Annotated in this window: 18 protein-coding genes; 12 read left to right on the top strand and 6 right to left on the bottom strand. The window is 42.7% G+C overall.

Annotated features, from left to right (window positions below; all coding sequences use genetic code 11):
• Positions 1–174 precede the first annotated feature (174 nt).
• Positions 175–1,029, bottom strand: a complete 855-nt coding sequence (locus IGJ26_RS08555) for a LysR family transcriptional regulator (protein WP_034872658.1) — start codon at positions 1,027–1,029, stop codon at positions 175–177.
• 117 nt (positions 1,030–1,146) lie between these two features.
• Between IGJ26_RS08555 and IGJ26_RS08550 the strand changes: the two genes are divergently transcribed.
• The 8 genes from IGJ26_RS08550 to IGJ26_RS08515 all read left to right on the top strand — a co-directional run bounded on the left by IGJ26_RS08550 (position 1,147) and on the right by IGJ26_RS08515 (position 9,503).
• Positions 1,147–2,061, top strand: a complete 915-nt coding sequence (locus IGJ26_RS08550) for an ACP S-malonyltransferase (protein ID WP_430599529.1) — start codon at positions 1,147–1,149, stop codon at positions 2,059–2,061.
• 5 nt (positions 2,062–2,066) lie between these two features.
• Positions 2,067–3,713, top strand: a complete 1,647-nt coding sequence (mdcA, locus tag IGJ26_RS08545) for a malonate decarboxylase subunit alpha (protein ID WP_430599528.1) — start codon at positions 2,067–2,069, stop codon at positions 3,711–3,713.
• A 25-nt stretch (positions 3,714–3,738) separates the two neighbouring features.
• Complete coding sequence (locus tag IGJ26_RS08540) at positions 3,739–4,038, top strand: malonate decarboxylase subunit delta (protein ID WP_430599527.1); 300 nt, start codon at positions 3,739–3,741, stop codon at positions 4,036–4,038.
• Complete coding sequence (mdcD, locus tag IGJ26_RS08535; protein WP_430599526.1) at positions 4,028–5,710, top strand: biotin-independent malonate decarboxylase subunit beta; 1,683 nt, start codon at positions 4,028–4,030, stop codon at positions 5,708–5,710. Before IGJ26_RS08540 ends, mdcD begins: the two co-directional genes overlap by 11 nt.
• Positions 5,711–5,713: 3 nt before the next feature.
• The gene (locus IGJ26_RS08530; RefSeq protein ID WP_008379983.1) at positions 5,714–6,307 is read left to right on the top strand and encodes a malonate decarboxylase holo-ACP synthase; all 594 of its coding nucleotides are present in this window, start codon (positions 5,714–5,716) and stop codon (positions 6,305–6,307) included.
• Between the two features lie 24 nt (positions 6,308–6,331).
• Entirely contained in the window at positions 6,332–7,405 is a 1,074-nt protein-coding gene (locus IGJ26_RS08525) for an acyltransferase family protein (protein ID WP_430599525.1), read from the top strand.
• A 24-nt stretch (positions 7,406–7,429) separates the two neighbouring features.
• Complete coding sequence (locus IGJ26_RS08520; protein WP_139960269.1) at positions 7,430–8,287, top strand: triphosphoribosyl-dephospho-CoA synthase; 858 nt, start codon at positions 7,430–7,432, stop codon at positions 8,285–8,287.
• A gap of 172 nt (positions 8,288–8,459) precedes the next feature.
• Positions 8,460–9,503 (top strand): AI-2E family transporter, encoded by a 1,044-nt coding sequence (locus IGJ26_RS08515; RefSeq protein WP_008379977.1) that lies wholly within the window; start codon positions 8,460–8,462, stop codon positions 9,501–9,503.
• A 69-nt stretch (positions 9,504–9,572) separates the two neighbouring features.
• Here the strand turns inward: IGJ26_RS08515 and IGJ26_RS08510 are convergent, their stop codons facing one another.
• The 4 genes from IGJ26_RS08510 to IGJ26_RS08495 form a co-directional block, all read right to left on the bottom strand.
• Complete coding sequence (locus tag IGJ26_RS08510) at positions 9,573–10,049, bottom strand: GNAT family N-acetyltransferase (RefSeq protein WP_008379975.1); 477 nt, start codon at positions 10,047–10,049, stop codon at positions 9,573–9,575.
• Between the two features lie 177 nt (positions 10,050–10,226).
• Positions 10,227–10,451 carry a hypothetical protein gene (locus IGJ26_RS08505; protein WP_139960268.1) on the bottom strand — a complete coding sequence of 75 codons (225 nt, stop codon included), beginning with the start codon at positions 10,449–10,451 and terminating at the stop codon, positions 10,227–10,229.
• 159 nt (positions 10,452–10,610) lie between these two features.
• Positions 10,611–11,576: a Gfo/Idh/MocA family protein gene (locus IGJ26_RS08500; protein WP_139960267.1), complete on the bottom strand. Its 966-nt coding sequence runs from the start codon at positions 11,574–11,576 to the stop codon at positions 10,611–10,613.
• Positions 11,573–12,466, bottom strand: coding sequence for a MurR/RpiR family transcriptional regulator (locus IGJ26_RS08495; protein ID WP_005235904.1), 894 nt, complete (start codon positions 12,464–12,466; stop codon positions 11,573–11,575). Before IGJ26_RS08495 ends, IGJ26_RS08500 begins: the two co-directional genes overlap by 4 nt.
• Before the next feature lie 204 nt (positions 12,467–12,670).
• Between IGJ26_RS08495 and IGJ26_RS08490 the strand changes: the two genes are divergently transcribed.
• The 3 genes from IGJ26_RS08490 (at position 12,671) to IGJ26_RS08480 (ending at position 15,210) form a co-directional block, all read left to right on the top strand.
• A complete protein-coding gene (locus IGJ26_RS08490; protein WP_086299429.1) occupies positions 12,671–13,696 on the top strand; it encodes a Gfo/Idh/MocA family oxidoreductase in 1,026 nt (341 codons plus the stop codon).
• A 72-nt stretch (positions 13,697–13,768) separates the two neighbouring features.
• A complete protein-coding gene (locus IGJ26_RS08485) occupies positions 13,769–14,209 on the top strand; it encodes a heme-binding protein (RefSeq protein WP_308810356.1) in 441 nt (146 codons plus the stop codon).
• A 23-nt stretch (positions 14,210–14,232) separates the two neighbouring features.
• Entirely contained in the window at positions 14,233–15,210 is a 978-nt protein-coding gene (locus tag IGJ26_RS08480) for a Gfo/Idh/MocA family protein (protein WP_086299430.1), read from the top strand.
• A gap of 62 nt (positions 15,211–15,272) precedes the next feature.
• Here the strand turns inward: IGJ26_RS08480 and IGJ26_RS08475 are convergent, their stop codons facing one another.
• Complete coding sequence (locus IGJ26_RS08475; protein ID WP_005226063.1) at positions 15,273–15,461, bottom strand: hypothetical protein; 189 nt, start codon at positions 15,459–15,461, stop codon at positions 15,273–15,275.
• 180 nt (positions 15,462–15,641) lie between these two features.
• Between IGJ26_RS08475 and IGJ26_RS08470 the strand changes: the two genes are divergently transcribed.
• A complete protein-coding gene (locus tag IGJ26_RS08470; RefSeq protein ID WP_086299431.1) occupies positions 15,642–16,967 on the top strand; it encodes a dihydrolipoyl dehydrogenase family protein in 1,326 nt (441 codons plus the stop codon).
• Positions 16,968–17,673 lie beyond the last annotated feature (706 nt).

Genomic DNA, 17,673 nt, shown 5'->3' with positions numbered 1-17,673 from the left:
CAAATCTTATGGGGTCTCACTTGACTGCAGCCAATACTGTGGCTAGTCAAAAGAGATTGAAGAGATCAATGTGAATGAATGTACGGTCGATTCGATGATTCAACCGGGGTAAATAGGAAACAAAAAGAAGTGTCCACTTGCACAATTAACGTGCGAGTGGACGCTTCTTTTTGTTTAACCAAGATAAAATTCAATCAAGGTTTTTGCAATCAATTTTGTCATGGGATGACCTTTCGTAAAGCTTGATGCCAAATAGATCGTCCTTGATAAGGGGAAATCTGCTAGTTCACGTAAAACGAAAGGTGCCTCATCTTCATAACCCCAAGTAATTTTAGGAAAGAAGGTGATTCCTAGTCCTTGATTGATAAAGGAGCGCAGCGTCGCTGGATCGTCCGTCGTTGAGCCGATAGTCAAACTGATTTTTTTGGCTTCAAAAGCTTCGTCAATGGTTCTGCGCAGCGGGCTGTTTTCAACCAGCATCAGCAAAGGCACGTGTTGGATATCGGCAACTTGCAAGTCTTTTTTTTCTGCCAAGGGGTGCTTTTGGGGGATCGCCAGTAAGATGGGTTCCGTGAATATCGGCAGATTAGTCAAGCCGTTCTTTGGCTCTGAGGTAATGTAGAAGGCTTGTTCTTTGTTGGTCTCCTTACTGCCGTGCTGCTTGATCGAAAGTTGGATCTCAGGGTGCTTTTCAACGAATGTCGCCACCAGGTTAGGCAAGGAAACGGATGCGACTTCAGAGTAGATCGTCACTGCCGGGACCATTTCTCCATTTAAGGCTTGGATCGCACTCATTCCTTCGTCGAAACGTGCTAACGTCTCAACGACATAGGGATAAAATTCTTCAGCATACATCGTCAACTCGATATGCCGACCGGCATGATAGAACAAAGGAACGCCTAGTTCACTTTCTAAGTGTTTCATGGCACGGCTCAAGGCAGGTTGCGAGATGTATAATTCTTGTGCAGATTGGGTAATATTTTTCGATTCGGCTACTTTTTTAAAGTAGCGTAAATGATCAAGGTTCATCAGATACTCCTCTTTCCATACCTTTTGGTTATGGATATTCACGAAACTGGTATTTTTTATTATAACAAACTTCCGTTATTATGACACAGGAAAGAGAAATTGCTTAGGAGGTGTTTCATGAGTACAGGTTTCGTATACCCAGGACAAGGCAGTCAGACCAGCAAGATGCTTGAAGACGTACCTGCCAGTTATTTCCATCGGCTAGAACAGGCGACAGGCTTTGATTTACACCGTCTATCGGAGAATCTCGAACAAGATACCGTCTCTATTCAGTTGGCGCTTTTAGTAAAAGCGGCTTTTTACACGGACCAGATGAAAGCCTCTGGTGTGCAACCTCAGCTTGTGGCGGGGCATTCGATTGGCGCTTTTTCCGCTGCGTTAGCTTGTGAAAGCTTAAGTTTCGAAAATGCCGCTAGCTTGGTCTATCATCGGGCGACATTGATGAAAGAAGCCTATCCGACTGATTATGCCATGGGGGTACTTGTTGGTGTAACGAGAAGTGAAGCAGAAGCGCTCGTGGCAAAAACATTTGATCCTGCTGCTCCCGTCTATTTGTCAAATGAAAATTGCCCCATGCAGCATACGATCTCTGGTCATCTCAAAGGCTTGCGCAAGACGCTGGCTCAAGCGAAAGACTATCATGCGCAAACCGCCAAACTTTTAGCAGTGCCTGTGCCGTCCCATTGTGTGTTGATGACAGAACCCGTGAAACGGTTTGCGCCATTTATGAACACGGTATCCCTTGATGTGCCTATCTGTCCGTACATCAAAAATACAGATGGGCGGATGACCATGAATCCTGAAGAGATCCGTCGTGATTTGCTGCAAAATATTGCTTTTCCGGTGCAGTGGAACAAGATCATGGATGTTGCCTACGAAGCAGGACTTGATTTGGCTCTTGAATTTCCTCCGGGCAATACCTTAACAAAACTGATCCAAGCAAAATTTGGTGAAAACAAAGCGATCCGTGTGATCAATTTGGATCAACATGGCATGGATGATGCTTTATTCCTATATCAAAAATGGAGATGAATACAATGGAAAAACCTGCAAGAAACTGGGCAAGTAAACGTGAAAAGAAAGCCCAAACCATGAAAAAAATCGAGCATCTTCTCGATGGAAAATATGTCCCAACGGAAGCAATCATTGAAGTCTTAGAACAGTTGATCCGTCCGGGAGACAAAGTGGTCCTTGAAGGCGACAATCAAAAACAAGCAAGCTTTCTATCAAAAAGCTTAGAACAAGTCGATGCTCAAAAAGTCAACAATTTGCATATGATCATGTCGAGTATCTCCCGTCCAGAACATTTGACGATATTTGAAAAAGGCATTGCAACGAAAATCGATTTTTCTTATGCAGGCGCACAAAGTACGCGCGTTGCCCAAATGATTGAAGACAAAACCATGAAATTAGGGGACATTCATACGTATTTGGAATTATATGGTCGCTTATTTATCGACTTGATTCCGAATGTGGTCCTTGTGGCGGCGGACAAAGCCGATCGCCAAGGAAATCTTTATACAGGTTACAATACGGAAGAAACGCCAACGATCGTCGAAGCAGCAGCCTTTAAAGATGGGATTGTGATCGTCCAAGTTAATGAAGTGGTCGATCGTTTGCCGCGGGTCGACATTCCCAGCGATTGGATCGATGTCGTCGTGGTAGCAGACCAACCGTATCAATTAGAAGCCCTCTTTACGAGAGATCCGCAAAACATTACGGAATTACAAATTTTGATGGCGATGATGGCATTAAAAGGAATCTATGCAGAACATGAAGTACAATCGTTGAATCATGGGATCGGTTTTAATACCGCTGCGATCGAGTTACTTTTACCAACCTATGGAGAAACGCTTGGAATCAAAGGAAAAGTAGCGAAAAACTGGGTCTTGAATCCTCATCCAACGATGATTCCAGCTATAGAATCTGGTTGGGTCGAAAGCATCCACAGTTTTGGTGGGGAAGTTGGTATGGAAAAATACATTGCCGCTCGACCCGATGTATTCTTTGTCGGAAAAGACGGCACGATGCGCAGCAATCGAGCATTATCACAAACTGCAGGTCAATATGCCATCGATATGTTTATCGGTTCGACCTTACAACTAGATTATCAAGGAAATTCTTCTACAGTGACGAAAGGCCGCTTATCTGGGTTTGGTGGTGCACCAAATATGGGGCATAATCCGGGGGGGCGTCGGCATTCGACTCCAGCTTGGCAATCCTTGCGGGATGAAACAGATCCTTTAGCAAAAGGACAAAAATTAGTCGTTCAAATGGTTGAAACGTATGGTTCCAATAAAAAACCTGTTTTTGTAGAAACGTTAGATGCGTTGGCTGTTCAAAAGCAAGCTGGTTTAGCCAATGCCCCAATTATGATCTATAGTGAAGATACGACGCATATCGTGACAGAAGAAGGCATCGCTTATCTTTATAAAGCAAACTCAAAAGAGGAAAAACAAGCAGCCATCGCAGCCATCGGTGGTGTAACCCCACTAGGAATGACCAGCACAAAAGCTTCTCTGGATGCCTTGCGCAAAGCGGGAATCGTGAAATTACCAGAAGACTTAGGGATCAAACGCAGTGATGCCAAACGATCATTGCTAGCAGCTCAAACCGTTGATGATTTGATCGAATGGTCCGATGGGTTGTATGAACCGCCAATGAAATTCAGAACGTGGTCTTAATAAGAGCAAGAGGAGAGAAGAAGAGATGGAAAAATTAGCTTATACGTATCAAACAACGAAACCAGTCACCAAAAAAGTCCATGTTGGCGTGGTTGGTTCTGGTGACTTGGAAATTCTGCTTTTTCCAACGGACAAACAAGAAACCACCGTTTCAGTTTGTACAGGAAGTGATGGCTTTGGCGATGTGTGGCAAAATGTCTTGACACGTTTTTTTGAGCGCTATCCAATCAGTGCGCAAATAGTGATCAACGACTTTGGCGCCACTCCCGGTGTGGTTTACCTACGATTGACCCAAGCAATGGAGGAACTAGCAGATGGAGAATAGTTTTGTAGAATTAAATGCCCGAGAACGGGTGCACGCATTATTGGATGCCAAGAGCGGTCGTGAATTGATCGATCCATTCGACCAAATAATCGCACCCAATCTGGTGGCTCAAGACATCGTGCCACAAAGCGATGATGGGATCGTTGTTTGCCGTGGAACGATTTCTGGAGAAAACGTGGTCGTGATCGCTATGGAAGGAAAATTCCAAGGTGGCGGGATCGGTGAAGTTTCTGGTGCTAAAATCATCGCGGCATTGACTCATGTGTTGGAAGAAAACCAAAAGGGCAATCCGATCACACCGATCATCATCCTCGATACTGGTGGCGTACGCCTCCAAGAAGCGAATTACGGCTTATTGTCGATTGCAGAAATCGGCAATTTGATCGTTGCAATAAAATCGTATGTGCCAGTGATTGGATTAGTGCCAGGTCGGGTGGGTTCTTTTGGCGGTATGTCGATTACCTCAGCACTTATGAGTTACTTGATAGCGACGAAGAAAGCCCGTATCGGTTTGAACGGTCCTGAAGTCATCGAACAAGAAGCTGGCGTGAGAGAATTTGATTCCAGTGATAAAGATTTGATTTGGAACACCATTGGCGCCAAACAACGTTTGGCAGCACAAATGATCGATGAACTAGTGACTGACAGTGTCGAATCGATCCAAGAAGCCGTGATTGCTGCGATGGCTGAAAAGAAAGACAGTCATCGCAGCGAAAAAAGTGGTTTTTATCTTTCTCTTTTACACGAACTTGATCTATCAAAGCCGCTGGCTATCGAGGCATACAATAAGGCTCTTGCAGCGCATAAAGCAACTGAAGTGGCACCTATTACTGTAACAGAAGGCAAAGAAGCTGCTGCTGACAGTATCGGTTATCACTGGTTTTCAGCATTGACGAATCTGCAATTCCCAACCTCAACTAGTGCAACTGTCTATGCAGCTGCATCTGACCTTTTTACTGAAGAAGTCGTTGTTACAGCGATCGTGCCAAACCCAACTAATCCGATGTATCGGGTACGCAAGGGAGAAGTTGGTTTAGTCGAAGGGTATGAGATGGGCCACCTGTTAGAAACTGTTTATCAAGAAGACAAAGAGAAAGCAGTCAAACGACCAATCATTGCGGTCATCGATGTCCCTAGCCAAGCGTATGGCTACAATGAAGAATTGATTGGTATTCATGCAGCTTTAGCAAACAGTGCGGCAGCTTATGCCAAACTACGCCAAGCGGGTCATCCAGTGATCGGTTTTATCGCTGGTAATGCGATCTCTGGGGCTTTCTTAGCGCATGGCTTGCAATCAAGTCGTCTGATCGCACTAAATAGTGAAAAAATCACTGTTCAGGCAATGTCAAAAGAAAGTGCAAGTCGGGTCACCAAACGGTCGATTGCCGCGATTGAAGCCGCTGCGGAAAAAGTACCAAGTATTGCTTATGATATCAAAAATTATACGAAACTTGGGGCAATCTTCACTTTCTTATCCTCCATTACGGATCAGTCTGTCACCTCTGAAAGCAAAGCGACTGTAATTGAAGCGATCAATGAGGCGATTGATGATGTGCGTAAAACGAATGACACGATGTTGACCAGTCGCTACACCAATCCGATCGCTAAAAAGAGCGGCCGGCTGGAAACGAATAACGTATTTGAAAAAATGAATGCAGAATGGAATGTGTAACGAATGAACCGTGCCCACGATATCGTTCAATTAGATAAAGAAGTTCTTGATATGATTGATATTCCGAAATGGTTTTCTGAAAAAGAACAGCTTTTTGCGACCGTCCGTCGTGGGAAACCCAGCAACCCTAGCTATTTACCCGTGGGGTTGCGCGGGGAAAAGCGGCAAGAACGGTTTGCCTTTGAGGCACCCTGTAACATGATCAAACGAACGATCCATCCTTGGGAATTGACCAGTCGTGAGAGCTTCCGATTCAATGAAGTAGCCAATTATCCAGTTTACCGCAGCTATCAAAAAGCACGGCTTTTATTGAAGTACTATTCTTGGGGAATTGGTGGCAGTTTGGGTTTTGAATTAGCTGCAAAACAGGCAGCAATCAAGCCGACAAGTGATTTAGATCTGTTGCTTTATGCCGACACGAAAGAAAAGCTGCCATTGGAACTATTGGAAAAGCAGGCAGCCTTTTTTCAACAGATCGATGTTCAAGTTATCACAAAACAAGGCGGGTTTGCCTTAAAGGAGTATTTGGAACATCCAACAAAAAAAATCTTAGTAAAAACAGACGAAGGGCCAAAACTCACCACTGAGATTTGGTAATTATTAGAAAAGTGAGCGAAAAACATGTTTGAGAACAACGATTTAAAAATCAACATCAGTGATTTCCAAAAAGTATTTGCCGTGACAGCAGTAATGATGCAAACGATTTTGACTTTTGCCTTATCCAATACCCAAGATGAAAAGACTGCAGCATTCATCGGTACCTTTTATGTCTTGGTGAAATTTACCGCACCCCTGTTTATTTTTGCTATTGTTTATAACATGGTTAAGACAAGTCAACATCTGTCTTATCTAGAATTTTTGAAAGAAAAGTTTTTTGAACTTGTCGTGCCATATGTGCTTTGGACGACGGCTTATTTATGGCTCTTTCCCGCTGTCCAACAAGGAAAACCTTATACTGATACAGCAACGTTTTTACTAAAATATGTGACGGGGGATGCGGCGCCACACTTGTGGTATACGATCATGATGCTGCAGATCCAATTGTTGATGCCGTTTTTTGTCTGGTTAGGCTACAAAGTGTTGACGAAGAAAAAAGCTGTTTGGCCAGTATTGATCGTCGCAACTGCTTTGTATGTCGCTTGGTATGTGTTTTATGATCGCCAAGTTTTTGAAGGACCGCATCATGAAAGCTGGTATTTATTGGATCGGTTTGTCTTTAGCTTTGTGATCTATGGGATCTATGGCGAAGCCGCTTTGATTTATCACGAAACCGTCTATCGCTTCCTATACAAGATTCGCTATGCTTTCTTGCCAGTGGGTTTAGCATTGGGGCTATTATCTGCCAATCATCTGCTACATTATGCAGGTGATCTAAGTTTCGCTCATGCACCGTATTTAAATACATTGCAAAGCTTATATAGCTTAGTATTGATTTTTGCAGTCTTTATGTTTGGGACAACTATGATCAAGAACAATGCCCCTCAGTTAGGGACATTTAAGTGGCTGTCTACTTATGCGTATCGAACCTATCTTGCCAATGTTTTTGTCTTTCAAGTTTTGTTGCTATGCTTCAAAGATTTGTTGCTGCAACTGCCAATGGGCATCATGATCATCGTCGCTTATTTGGCAACTGCCAGCTGTGGTTTTTTAACAAGCTATGTTTTGCATGTTTTATGGGTAACGATCAAAGGTTAAATCAAAAAATAGAGGAGGAGTTGGATGTTTGCATTTGCTGTAGAAGAAAATTGTCGACGACTCGTCCAATTGGTAGAAGAAGCCTTGATTGCAGAAGTGACATTGTCCCCAAAACCTGGGTTAGTGGATGCCATTGATTCAGGTGCCCATCACGATATGGATCAAGCACTCTTTCTGCGATCAGCTCGAGCATTGACGCCATACTTTGAAGAAATGGCCTTGGTGTCTTGGGGAAGCAGCATGTCTCAAGAGTTGCGGGAAGCAATCGCTGCAATCGGTCGGAAGGCAGAACAGGGGATGTTGGCAGCCACTGGTGGCATCAACACTCATAAAGGAGCCATTTGGGCATTAGGCTTGCTCATCAGCGCCGTCAGTAGCCAACTTAGTCGCAAACAGCGGATTTTTTTGCCAGAAGTCTTTTCTGACATCCAGCTTCTCACTGCATTTCCTGATCGTGCGCTGACTCAACAAACGGAAAGTCATGGCAAAACTGTTCAAACCAAATATGGACATCTCGGTGCGTATGGGGAAGCTGCTGCTGGGTTCCCCCATGTTCAAATCGCTCTAGCGGATTATTTTTCTCGGGATTGTTCCAATGAGACTGAAAAAAGGCTCCACATGCTGTTGGCGATCATCGCTACACTGGACGATACGTGTATTTTATACCGCAGCAATCAAGAGGTACTGGCACTGGTTCAGCAACTCGCACAAAAAGCCAATCAGCAAGCGTTGCCGAACCCAGCATTTCATGCACTAGCAGCCTTCTGCCAGTCAGAAAATGTGTCTCCAGGCGGCAGTGCTGATCTGTTGGCTGCCAGCTTCTTTTTATTGTCCATCAACTCGGTTTTACCCGTAAACGAAGGAAAGACCGTTTACCAATAACTCTTTTCCTTAGAAGAAAGCCAACGATTCTTCTAAGGATTTTTTGTTTCATTTTTTCGCTCGTTTAAGAAAAATAAAATCTCTTGCTATTTACATAGTTTAATGATTAGATAATTCTTAGGCACTACTGAAATGCTTCATTGCTTCATTTCAACGAAAAAAGGAGTTACAGATGAAATACTATAATGCTTTTCTTCAAAATCTTGTGTTGCGGCGCTGGACGGTCTTGTTTATGCTTGCGGGCATTCTTTTTTTGTTTCGCAGTATGATGACCATTCTTTTGCTGACCTTTATCTTTACGTATTTGATTTATCGGCTGGTTCTTTTGCTCCATCGAAAAAGTCATCTGCCCATCAAGCTTACGAGCATCCTGACTTACAGCTTGATTGTTTTTATTCTTTATTTAGTAGCAACAAATTATGTACCAATCATCATCAAACAATCCGTCCAATTAGTCAATTCCGTTGCTGATTTCTACCAACGGACAGACTCCAATAATGAATTGATCGAATATGTCTTGAATTTATTGCAAACCAGTGAATATATTCAGAAATTACAAAGCGGCGTTCTAGTCGTGATCAATTATCTGTATAATTTCGGTGAGTTGGCATTGACGGTGCTGATCTCATTTCTGCTTAGTTTCTTCTTTATGATCGATAACAAAAAGACCGTTGCGTTTTCTCGGCTGTTTTTGCAAGGGCGAGGGGCGTGGTTCTTTGAAGATGTTTACTATTTAGGAGCTAAGTTTACGCGTGCTTTCGGAAATGTGATTGAGACGCAGTTGGTGATCGCCTTAGTTAATACAGCAATCACTGTCTTCGCCTTAGCGGTGATGGGCTTTCCGCAGCTGTTGAGTTTGGCGTTGATGATTTTCTTTCTCAGCTTGATTCCTGTTGCTGGTGTGATCATCTCGTGTATTCCATTGACGTTTATTGCCTATTCCATCGGCGGATTTAATGACGTGATCTATATTCTTTTGATCATAGTATTTGTTCATGCGTTGGAATCCTATATCTTAAATCCCCGCTTGATGGCCAATAAAACAGAGATTCCGATGTTTTACACGTTTATTCTCCTGTATCTTAGCGAACATCTCTTTGGTTTGTGGGGCTTGATCATTGGGATCCCATTGTTTACTTTCTTTTTAGATTTAATGAATGTGAAAGAGATTCCGCGATTGCGTAAAAAAACCGATGACACCTTGCAGGACCAATAAAATGATTGCTGTAAAGGATGGCAATTGATAGAAAAACCATCTCTGCTGATGAAAGGCGAGATGGCTTTTTTATTTCGCAGCAATTTTTTTCGTAAAGGAGACAAAGCAGATTGCTGAAGAGGTGCTTTGAAACCTGCCTGTTTGGGAATACCCCAAAGAATGATAAAAGTGAACCAGCTTGGGTTCTTGCAGGATCGTATTCAAATGTATCGTATCTGTTTGTACGTTCCTTTCAATCAAGGTCATTGCTTGTCTACCGATCCCGCGGTTCTCGTAGGAGGGAAGAAGGGCGATGGAAGATAGCTTCGTCGTATGCTCCTGCTCAACCGTCAGTTTTAGGAAGCCCACGGTTTTCTGAGCGGTCATGATTAAATAATAAGTGGTATTCGACGCAGAAAACTTTGCGTTTAGCTTCTCAAAACTTTGTAAATAGGGAGAAGTTTCTCCATCTTGATAACGGAGAAAGAGAGATTTGAAGGCAGCTTTTTGTATCAAGTAGATAGAAAGTAAATCGGAAAGCTTCGCTTCTTTAAGCTGAATGAGCATGCACACCTCCATAAAAAGTCAGACATCATTTGTTGAAAGACATTGATTCGGTATAGAAGGTCCTGATGAAAAAGCCATCGAAGAGCAGTCTTTCATTGGCTCGTTTCCGTTTTGATCCTTCCCTCAACCAGAGGTTCAAAAACGAAGAGATCCGCAGGGCTTCGTGCCAACGGTGTTTTATTGAAAAAGATCATTTATCGATGTAACCAAGTCGTCATAGGTTTGACCGGTAGCGATTGCATAAACGGAAAGCAAAAAGACGAGGGCTGCTGCCAGCACGTAAAAAATTCGGAGGCGATAACCGACACCTGTCCGGCGATTTTTTACAAAAGTAAAAATCGTCACAGCTAGATAAGCGAAGGTCAATAAACAAATAAGATAAGTAATAATTTCTGGTGTCATGGGCGTTTTCCTTTCTTTTTCTATTTGTATAAAAATATACTCAATAAATATAATATAACCATTTCGATACCGTCAAAGAAAGCGCTCAATTTTTGATACAAAAAACTGACCGAGTGGTAGCCACTGGTCAGTTCTATTCAAAAACGATGGGGCATGATCTTAATTGTCTTTTTTTTCCGCATCTAGCAAGCTTCTTAGTTCATCTGCTAAAGCGATACAGGCAATACTATCCGTTAAGGACATCAGGGAATTTTCGAGTTGTCCTTGTGCAAGAGCGGTGTGAACTGCTTGAATCTCTGAATGGAAATCATCGATCTCGTACCCAATATCATAGACCGTGTCTTCTTGGTCAATCGTCACGGTAAAAGAAGCGGGGCGATGGAAGTTGGGGATCGTGATTTTCCCTTTTGTTCCTTGTAATTCCGCCACCGTCTCTTTTGTTTGGTCAAATCCAGTCTCAATCACTGCAACAAAGTCTTCACTGACAAAGCGTGCTTCAACATAGGTATCAACCCCAGTTTCATAAAGGCTGTAATCGATCATTTCGGCAGTTAAATTTTCTGGTGAAAAATCTTGGATAAAGGCTAAGTTATAGATCCCCATATCCAGTAAAGCACCCCCTTGTTTTGGCAGATAATGGTAAGAACTGCCTTCGACTGGTAAATGGCGGCGAAAAGTAGTCGTGACACTTGTTAGCTCACCGATATGACCACCATCCACAAGTTCTTTTAGTTTGCGATACGCTGGGGTGAAGCGTGGCTTCATGGCTTCCATAAAGAAGACTTCGTGTGCTTGGGCTTGTTTTTGTACATCGCGCATTTCTTGTGCAGTCAAGGTTGCTGGTTTTTCACATAAAACAGCTTTTTTTGCTTGAAAGGCTTTGATGATCCATTCATAGTGATACAAATGCGGCAAAGCAATATAAACGACATCGATAGCTGGATCATCTAATAGGTTTTGGTAGTTATCAAAGACGGCATCACACGGAAATTTTGCTTGAAACGCTTGCGCTTTTTCCATCGTACGACAAGCAACCCCATAAAGCTGGGCATCTTGAAAATTTTCTAAACTTGCAGCAAAGCGATTGGCGATATTTCCGGCACCAATAATTCCCCAATTGATCATTTCATTTCCCTCTTTTCTTCAGTTGACGGGTATTCTGAGAGAATCCCTGATTCCAAAACAGATTGTTTTTTTCTTAACTCGACAATATTTTTTTGATATTCTTTGGCATACAGCAAGGCAAACAGTGAATCTAAAATATACTCAAAGGCGACCTGTGAAGAAAAGGTACCGACTTTGAGAAAATCACGTTCATCATGAGAAGCGATGATCGCATGGGTCGCTAATGGGATGATTTTCGCATGGGCGTTGCCAGAGATTACGATCACTGGTACCCCAACATCACGAAAGTGTTGCATGATTTTTTCGTATTGTGTATTTTTCCCACGATAGGTAATAAACACGGCACAATCATTTTGCGTGACGTTCGATGCATTCCACGCATCATCCCCATATTCATCCGCAATGATCAGATACTTATTGATTTTGACCAACTTATTTTGAAAACTTCTTGCCCGGATCTGAGAATCACCGCGAGCAAATAAGAAAATCCGCTGCGCAGCTTCCAACGATTGCACCACTGCTTCCATCGTTTCTGGAGCGACCTGAGCGTGGGTTTTGTGGATCGAGTTGATCGTTAGATCGGCCATTTTTTTCATAATATCAGGTGTTTGATCCTTGGGCGAAAAGGGAAAATTCGCGTCAACAAAGGTTGGGTTGAACATCTGATTATGGGCAATTTCAGCCAGACCTAAGCGAAAACTTTTAAATCCTTCATACCCCATCTTTTTGGCTAGACGAATGACGGAAGAGTGGGATGTGTATGTATGCTTAGCGATGACTTCAATCGTCAACGAAGGCACATCATTGATATTTTGCAAAATATAATCGGCAATCCGCTTCTCCGTATTGGTCAATCCTTCTTGAAGCCGTAATTTATCTCCTAATAACATCAAACCACCTCTTTCTAATCATAGCCTAGGACAAAGAAAACCAAAAGCAAAAACTGTGCCTTTTTGGCAATTTGGTAAAAATGTTCAGAACCACTCAACAGTTTGCGAAAAAGTCTGGTCAAAAGAACCTGTTTTTGGCAAAAGACTTCCCATTTCGAAGGATTTCATCAATAATCAAGCTATCAATTCATAGGAGGCGTTACAATGTTAACTATCGCATATCTCGGAAACGGAAAAAGCACCAATCGCTACCATCTGCCTTTTTCAACCAAGCTGCAGGATAAGATCAAAGTAAAGACGATCTATTCACCAAGCGGCAAGCTGACCTGGCCAACACTAGAAGGCGTTCATTACACCTCTGACTTAGAGGATATCTACCGTGATCCTGAAATTCAATTAGTTGTGGTCACGACCCCCAGTCATTTGCATTATGAATTAGGCAAGGATGTCTTGCTCCATGGGAAAAATGTCTTGATCGAAAAACCTTTTACGGAAACTTCGGCACAAGCAAAGGAATTGTTCGCACTGGCGCAAGAGAAAGGCTTATTTGTGCAATGCTATCAAAATCGCCGCTTTGATTCCGATTTTTTGACTACGCAAAAAGTGATCGAAAGCGGCGTGCTCGGAGATCTCTTAGAAGTAGAGATGCATTATGATTATTTTCGTCCAGAGATTCCACGGTCAGTGACCGAATTTTCATTGAATACTAGCTACTTGTACGGACACGCTTGTCATACACTGGACCAAGTGATCTCCTATTTTGGACAACCAGACGATGTCCATTATGAGGTTCGGCAATTGTTTGGAAAAAATCGCATGAATGATTACTTCGATTTGGATCTGTTTTATGGTCGAATGAAAGTCTCTGTCAAATCTAGTTACTTCCGATTAAAAGAGCGGCCTAGTTTTGTCGTTTATGGCGAAAACGGCGTTTTTGTAAAACAAACGAAGGATCGACAAGAAGAGCATCTAAAACAGTTTTATCTCCCAGATCATGCCGATTTTGGGATTGATTTGCCAGAGCACTATGGCACACTAACTTATATGGATGCTAACGGTGACTACCATGAAGAAAAAGTCATCTCTGAAATTGGTGATTATAGCCGTGTGTACGAGGGCGTCTATGAAACGATCATCCATGGCAAAGAGAAAATCGTGAAAGACGAAGAAACGATTTTACAAATCGAAATGCTAGAAACAGGCATCAATCAAATGATCACTGAGTCATAAGGCAGAGTGATTACGAGGCTTTTGACAAACAAAGCGCCTGAAGGCATCAACTGACTCAACGTAAAGGAGTAGATACGAATCGAATCTTCAGAAATCCTGCAAGAAGAACAGCAGCTGCAGTTTGCTCATTTTGACAATGACCTCGCATTGCGATTGGTAATTGCCATTGATCAGTACGTTAAAAGGAACTACCCGAAGCCTGTAGGGATCAAAGTTGTTCATCATGGCTTGCCGATCATTCGATTTTTAATGGCAGGGCGAAAAGAAAGCCCTTGGCTTGAAAGAAAAGAACGAACGGTACTAGAAAGCGGGCATAGTTCACTATACGTCTATGCGCAAAAAGATAGAGATATACAATTTGCTAAATGGGCACAAGACGAACATTATGCAGTTTGTGGTGGTGGTTTTCCAATTATCGAAGATAGAGAAGTCACTGGTGCTATCTGTGTGTCAGGTTTGGCCCATTTAGAGGATCATAAAGTGATCACCGAGGTATTGAAACAAATGATCTAAGAAGATAGAAAAGGGGAAGCAAGATGAACTTAGCGATTTTAGGGGCAGGCATGATCGTCCATGATTTTTTGACGGTGGCAGGGGATGTCCCGCAGCTTGAACTGTCCGCTATTTTTGGGACAGAAAATGATTTAGAGAAAATGAATCACTTAAAACAGCAATACGGGATTCAAACCGTCTATACAGAGTTAGGGGCATGTTTGGCGGATCCCTCCGTTGACACCGTGTATGTCGCATTGCCCAATCATTTGCATTATTCCTTTGCCAAAGAAGCGATCCTCGCTGGCAAACACGTCATTTGTGAAAAGCCATTTACGTTGCAGGCACGAGAATTAGTAGAATTAACAGAATTGGCTGCTGCCCATGGGGTGCTTTTGATGGAAGCCATCACGAATCAGTACTTAGCCAACTACCAAGGAATAAAAGCGCAGCTTGAAACATTGGGAGAGCTGAAAGTGATTGAATGCAACTATTCGCAATATTCTTCTCGTTATGATTCATTCAAAGAGGGAACCGTTTTACCTGCATTTAACCCAAAAATGGGTGGTGGGGCATTGATGGATATCAATATCTATAATATTCATTTTGTGGTCGGGCTTTTAGGAAAACCTAAAAGTGTCCGCTATTTTGCTAATGTCGAAGAGGGGATCGATACTTCTGGCATGCTGTTTTTAGACTATGAACAAACAAAAGTCGTTTGTATTGGCGCCAAAGATTCGACAGCGACGATTCGCTCAACGATCCAAGGGACGAAAGGATCGATCATCGTCAATGGGCCGACGAATATGCTTGCCAGCTATGACGTTGAACCGGTCAATGGGGAAAAAATCCATCAGGATCAAAGCGTTCACGGACATCGTATGTTTGAAGAATTCGCCCGTTTTGCACAAGCCATTCACGAAAATGATCATGTCTTTGTCAAGGAACGCCTTGCACATAGCAAGCTGGTGATGGAAGTAGTGGAAAAAGCATTGGCAGATGCCCAGATCGTATTAGGATAATCGCATCAATGTGGAAAGACACCAGCTTCTTAGAGAAGTTGCTGGTGTCTTTGTGTGTTGTCTTATTTTTTCTTCTTTAAACTCAATAAGGTTAGTGGGATACCCAAGGTGAGGTAGCCGACAATTGTCATCAAACAGACGACCAGCCAAAAATTATCTACTGCTAGAAACGCAATCAGGCCATAGGCCACCAGAATCGAGAGAAAATAAAAAAGAAAGAGCTGAAAAAAACGTTTAAAACTCACAGTCATTCATTCTCCTTTGTCGTTAAACTGACAAGAAAAGTATACCATATCAAACGCAATTTTAAGGGATGATTGTGATCATTCGCAGGAGCCGTTAAAGGCGAATTGTTTTGTGGGCTGACCGTGATTCGCTATACTTGAAGGGAAGAGAAAGAGCAGGATTTTTTTAAGAGAAGGAGGAGACAGATGAAAAAGGTGGATGTACTGATTATCGGAGCGGGTCCAGCTGGTACGGCTGCTGCCTACGGGTTAAAAGCCAAAGGAAAGACAGTGGCGATCGTCGAAGCTGATTTATGGGGTGGCACGTGCCCCAATCGCGGGTGCGATCCGAAAAAACTACTGATGCGAGGCGTAGAAGTCAAAACAGAGGCGAAACGTATGCAAGGCAATGGCGTTCAAGGGCAGGTAGCCATTGATTGGCCGGCACTGATGGCGTTTAAACGCTCGTATACTGATCGTGTGCCGGAGTCAACCAAACAAGGGCTACTGGCAGAAGGGATCACTACTTACTACGGACAAGCCGCTTTTCGTGATGTCCATACGGTCATCGTGGGCGCAGAAGAGATTCAAGCAGAAAAAATAATCATTGCGACAGGACAGCGTCCAGCCGTACTGCCAATCGTCGGCAAGGAGCATTTACAAAACAGTACTGATTTTCTTTCCTTTGAAAAGATGCCAGCAACGATTGCTTTCATAGGTGCTGGATATATTACCTTCGAATTGGCGATGATCGCTCAAGCAGCAGGTGCTGAAGTTCATGTGATTCATCATAATGACCAGCCATTAAAAGGATTTGATGCTGAATTGACCGCAGAAATGGTTCGTTCAATGCAGGACCAAGGTGTTTCGTTTCACTTTAACCAGAACACACAGCGAATCATGAAAGAACAAAACCACTATACAATTCAGACACAAGCATTGTCTCTCACCGTAGAAGCAGTGATTGGTGCCACGGGACGCAGACCCAATAGCGATCAGCTGCAACTGGAAAAAGCAGGGGTAGAAACGTCAAAACAAGGGATCGTTGTAAATGAGTTTTTGCAGACTAGTCAAACACACATCTACGCAATCGGAGATGTGCTAGCGAAAAAGCAGCCAAAACTGACGCCTGTTGCTAGCTTTGAAGCCGCCTATCTTGTCGAGCATATAGATGACCAGAAAACGCCCATCCGCTATCCACTGATCCCTACACTAGTTTTTGGTGCGGAAAAACTGGCAAGAGTCGGGATCAGTGAGCAAGAGATTGCCGATAATGCCTCAGAATATCATAGTGAGGTGATAGATCTTTCTTCTTGGTATACCTATCGACGAATCAATGATCAAGAGGCAAAAATCAAATTGGTTTATGACACATTTGATACAATCGTTGCTGTCACGATTTTTTCTGCACTGGCGGATGAGTTGATCAACCACTTCGTTTTTGTGTTGGAAAATCAGCTATCGAAAGAAGCACTGGCACAAATGATTTTTGCCTACCCCACACCTGCTAGCGATTTGTCCTATTTTCTATAAATAAACAAACAAGCCTGCGCTAGTTTCCGCTAGCACAGGCTCTAAATTATTATGTCCGTATTGACTATAGTCCGTGAACCTTAAATGAACCTTAAAGTTAGGCTGGGTTTCATTTAAGCAATGTCTTTGTTTTCTAGTAACCCTAGGTTTAGGCTTTTTTTGAAAGCCGACGGACAGCAACAATCAGTAAGATCGATGACAAGAAGAGTCCGACCAAATAGATGATGAAAATAGAATCTGGCTCATAGTGCCGATAATTGAATATTTTTACCATAAAAAAGAGAAACGGGATCGCTGCAATAAGGGTTGAAACGAAACGTTTCCGCCATTGTATGAAAAACGATCCAATCACTAGAAAAAGACAAAACGGGATCCAAAAGACCAAATGTCCGATAAGTTCGATTTTTCACACCTCCTAGCAAGTAAAATCATCATAACGTTTCTTCCTAAAAAGCAAGCGTGAATGAAAAAATAATCTCATTAGGCATGTATGAAATTATGAGTGGAGTCTTCTGAAAAGTTCACAAGAAATCTGAGAATTTCAAAAGGAAATGAAAAAACGGGCGGTTAGGAATGTCCCAATAGTCCGAGACAAGAAAGCACCTCTTGCAGCATTCGTTTTCACTTGAATCCTGCAAGAGGTGCTCTTCCGTAGAAAATCTGGTGCTTTATTCAATTGATATCAAAGAAATGATTAGGAAGGAAC

Source organism: Enterococcus sp. AZ095a (assembly GCF_050546735.1).
Classification (GTDB): domain Bacteria; phylum Bacillota; class Bacilli; order Lactobacillales; family Enterococcaceae; genus Enterococcus_D; species Enterococcus_D entomosocium.
Note: the sequence above shows the minus strand (reverse complement) of the source record. Positions and strands in the feature narration are given on the sequence as shown.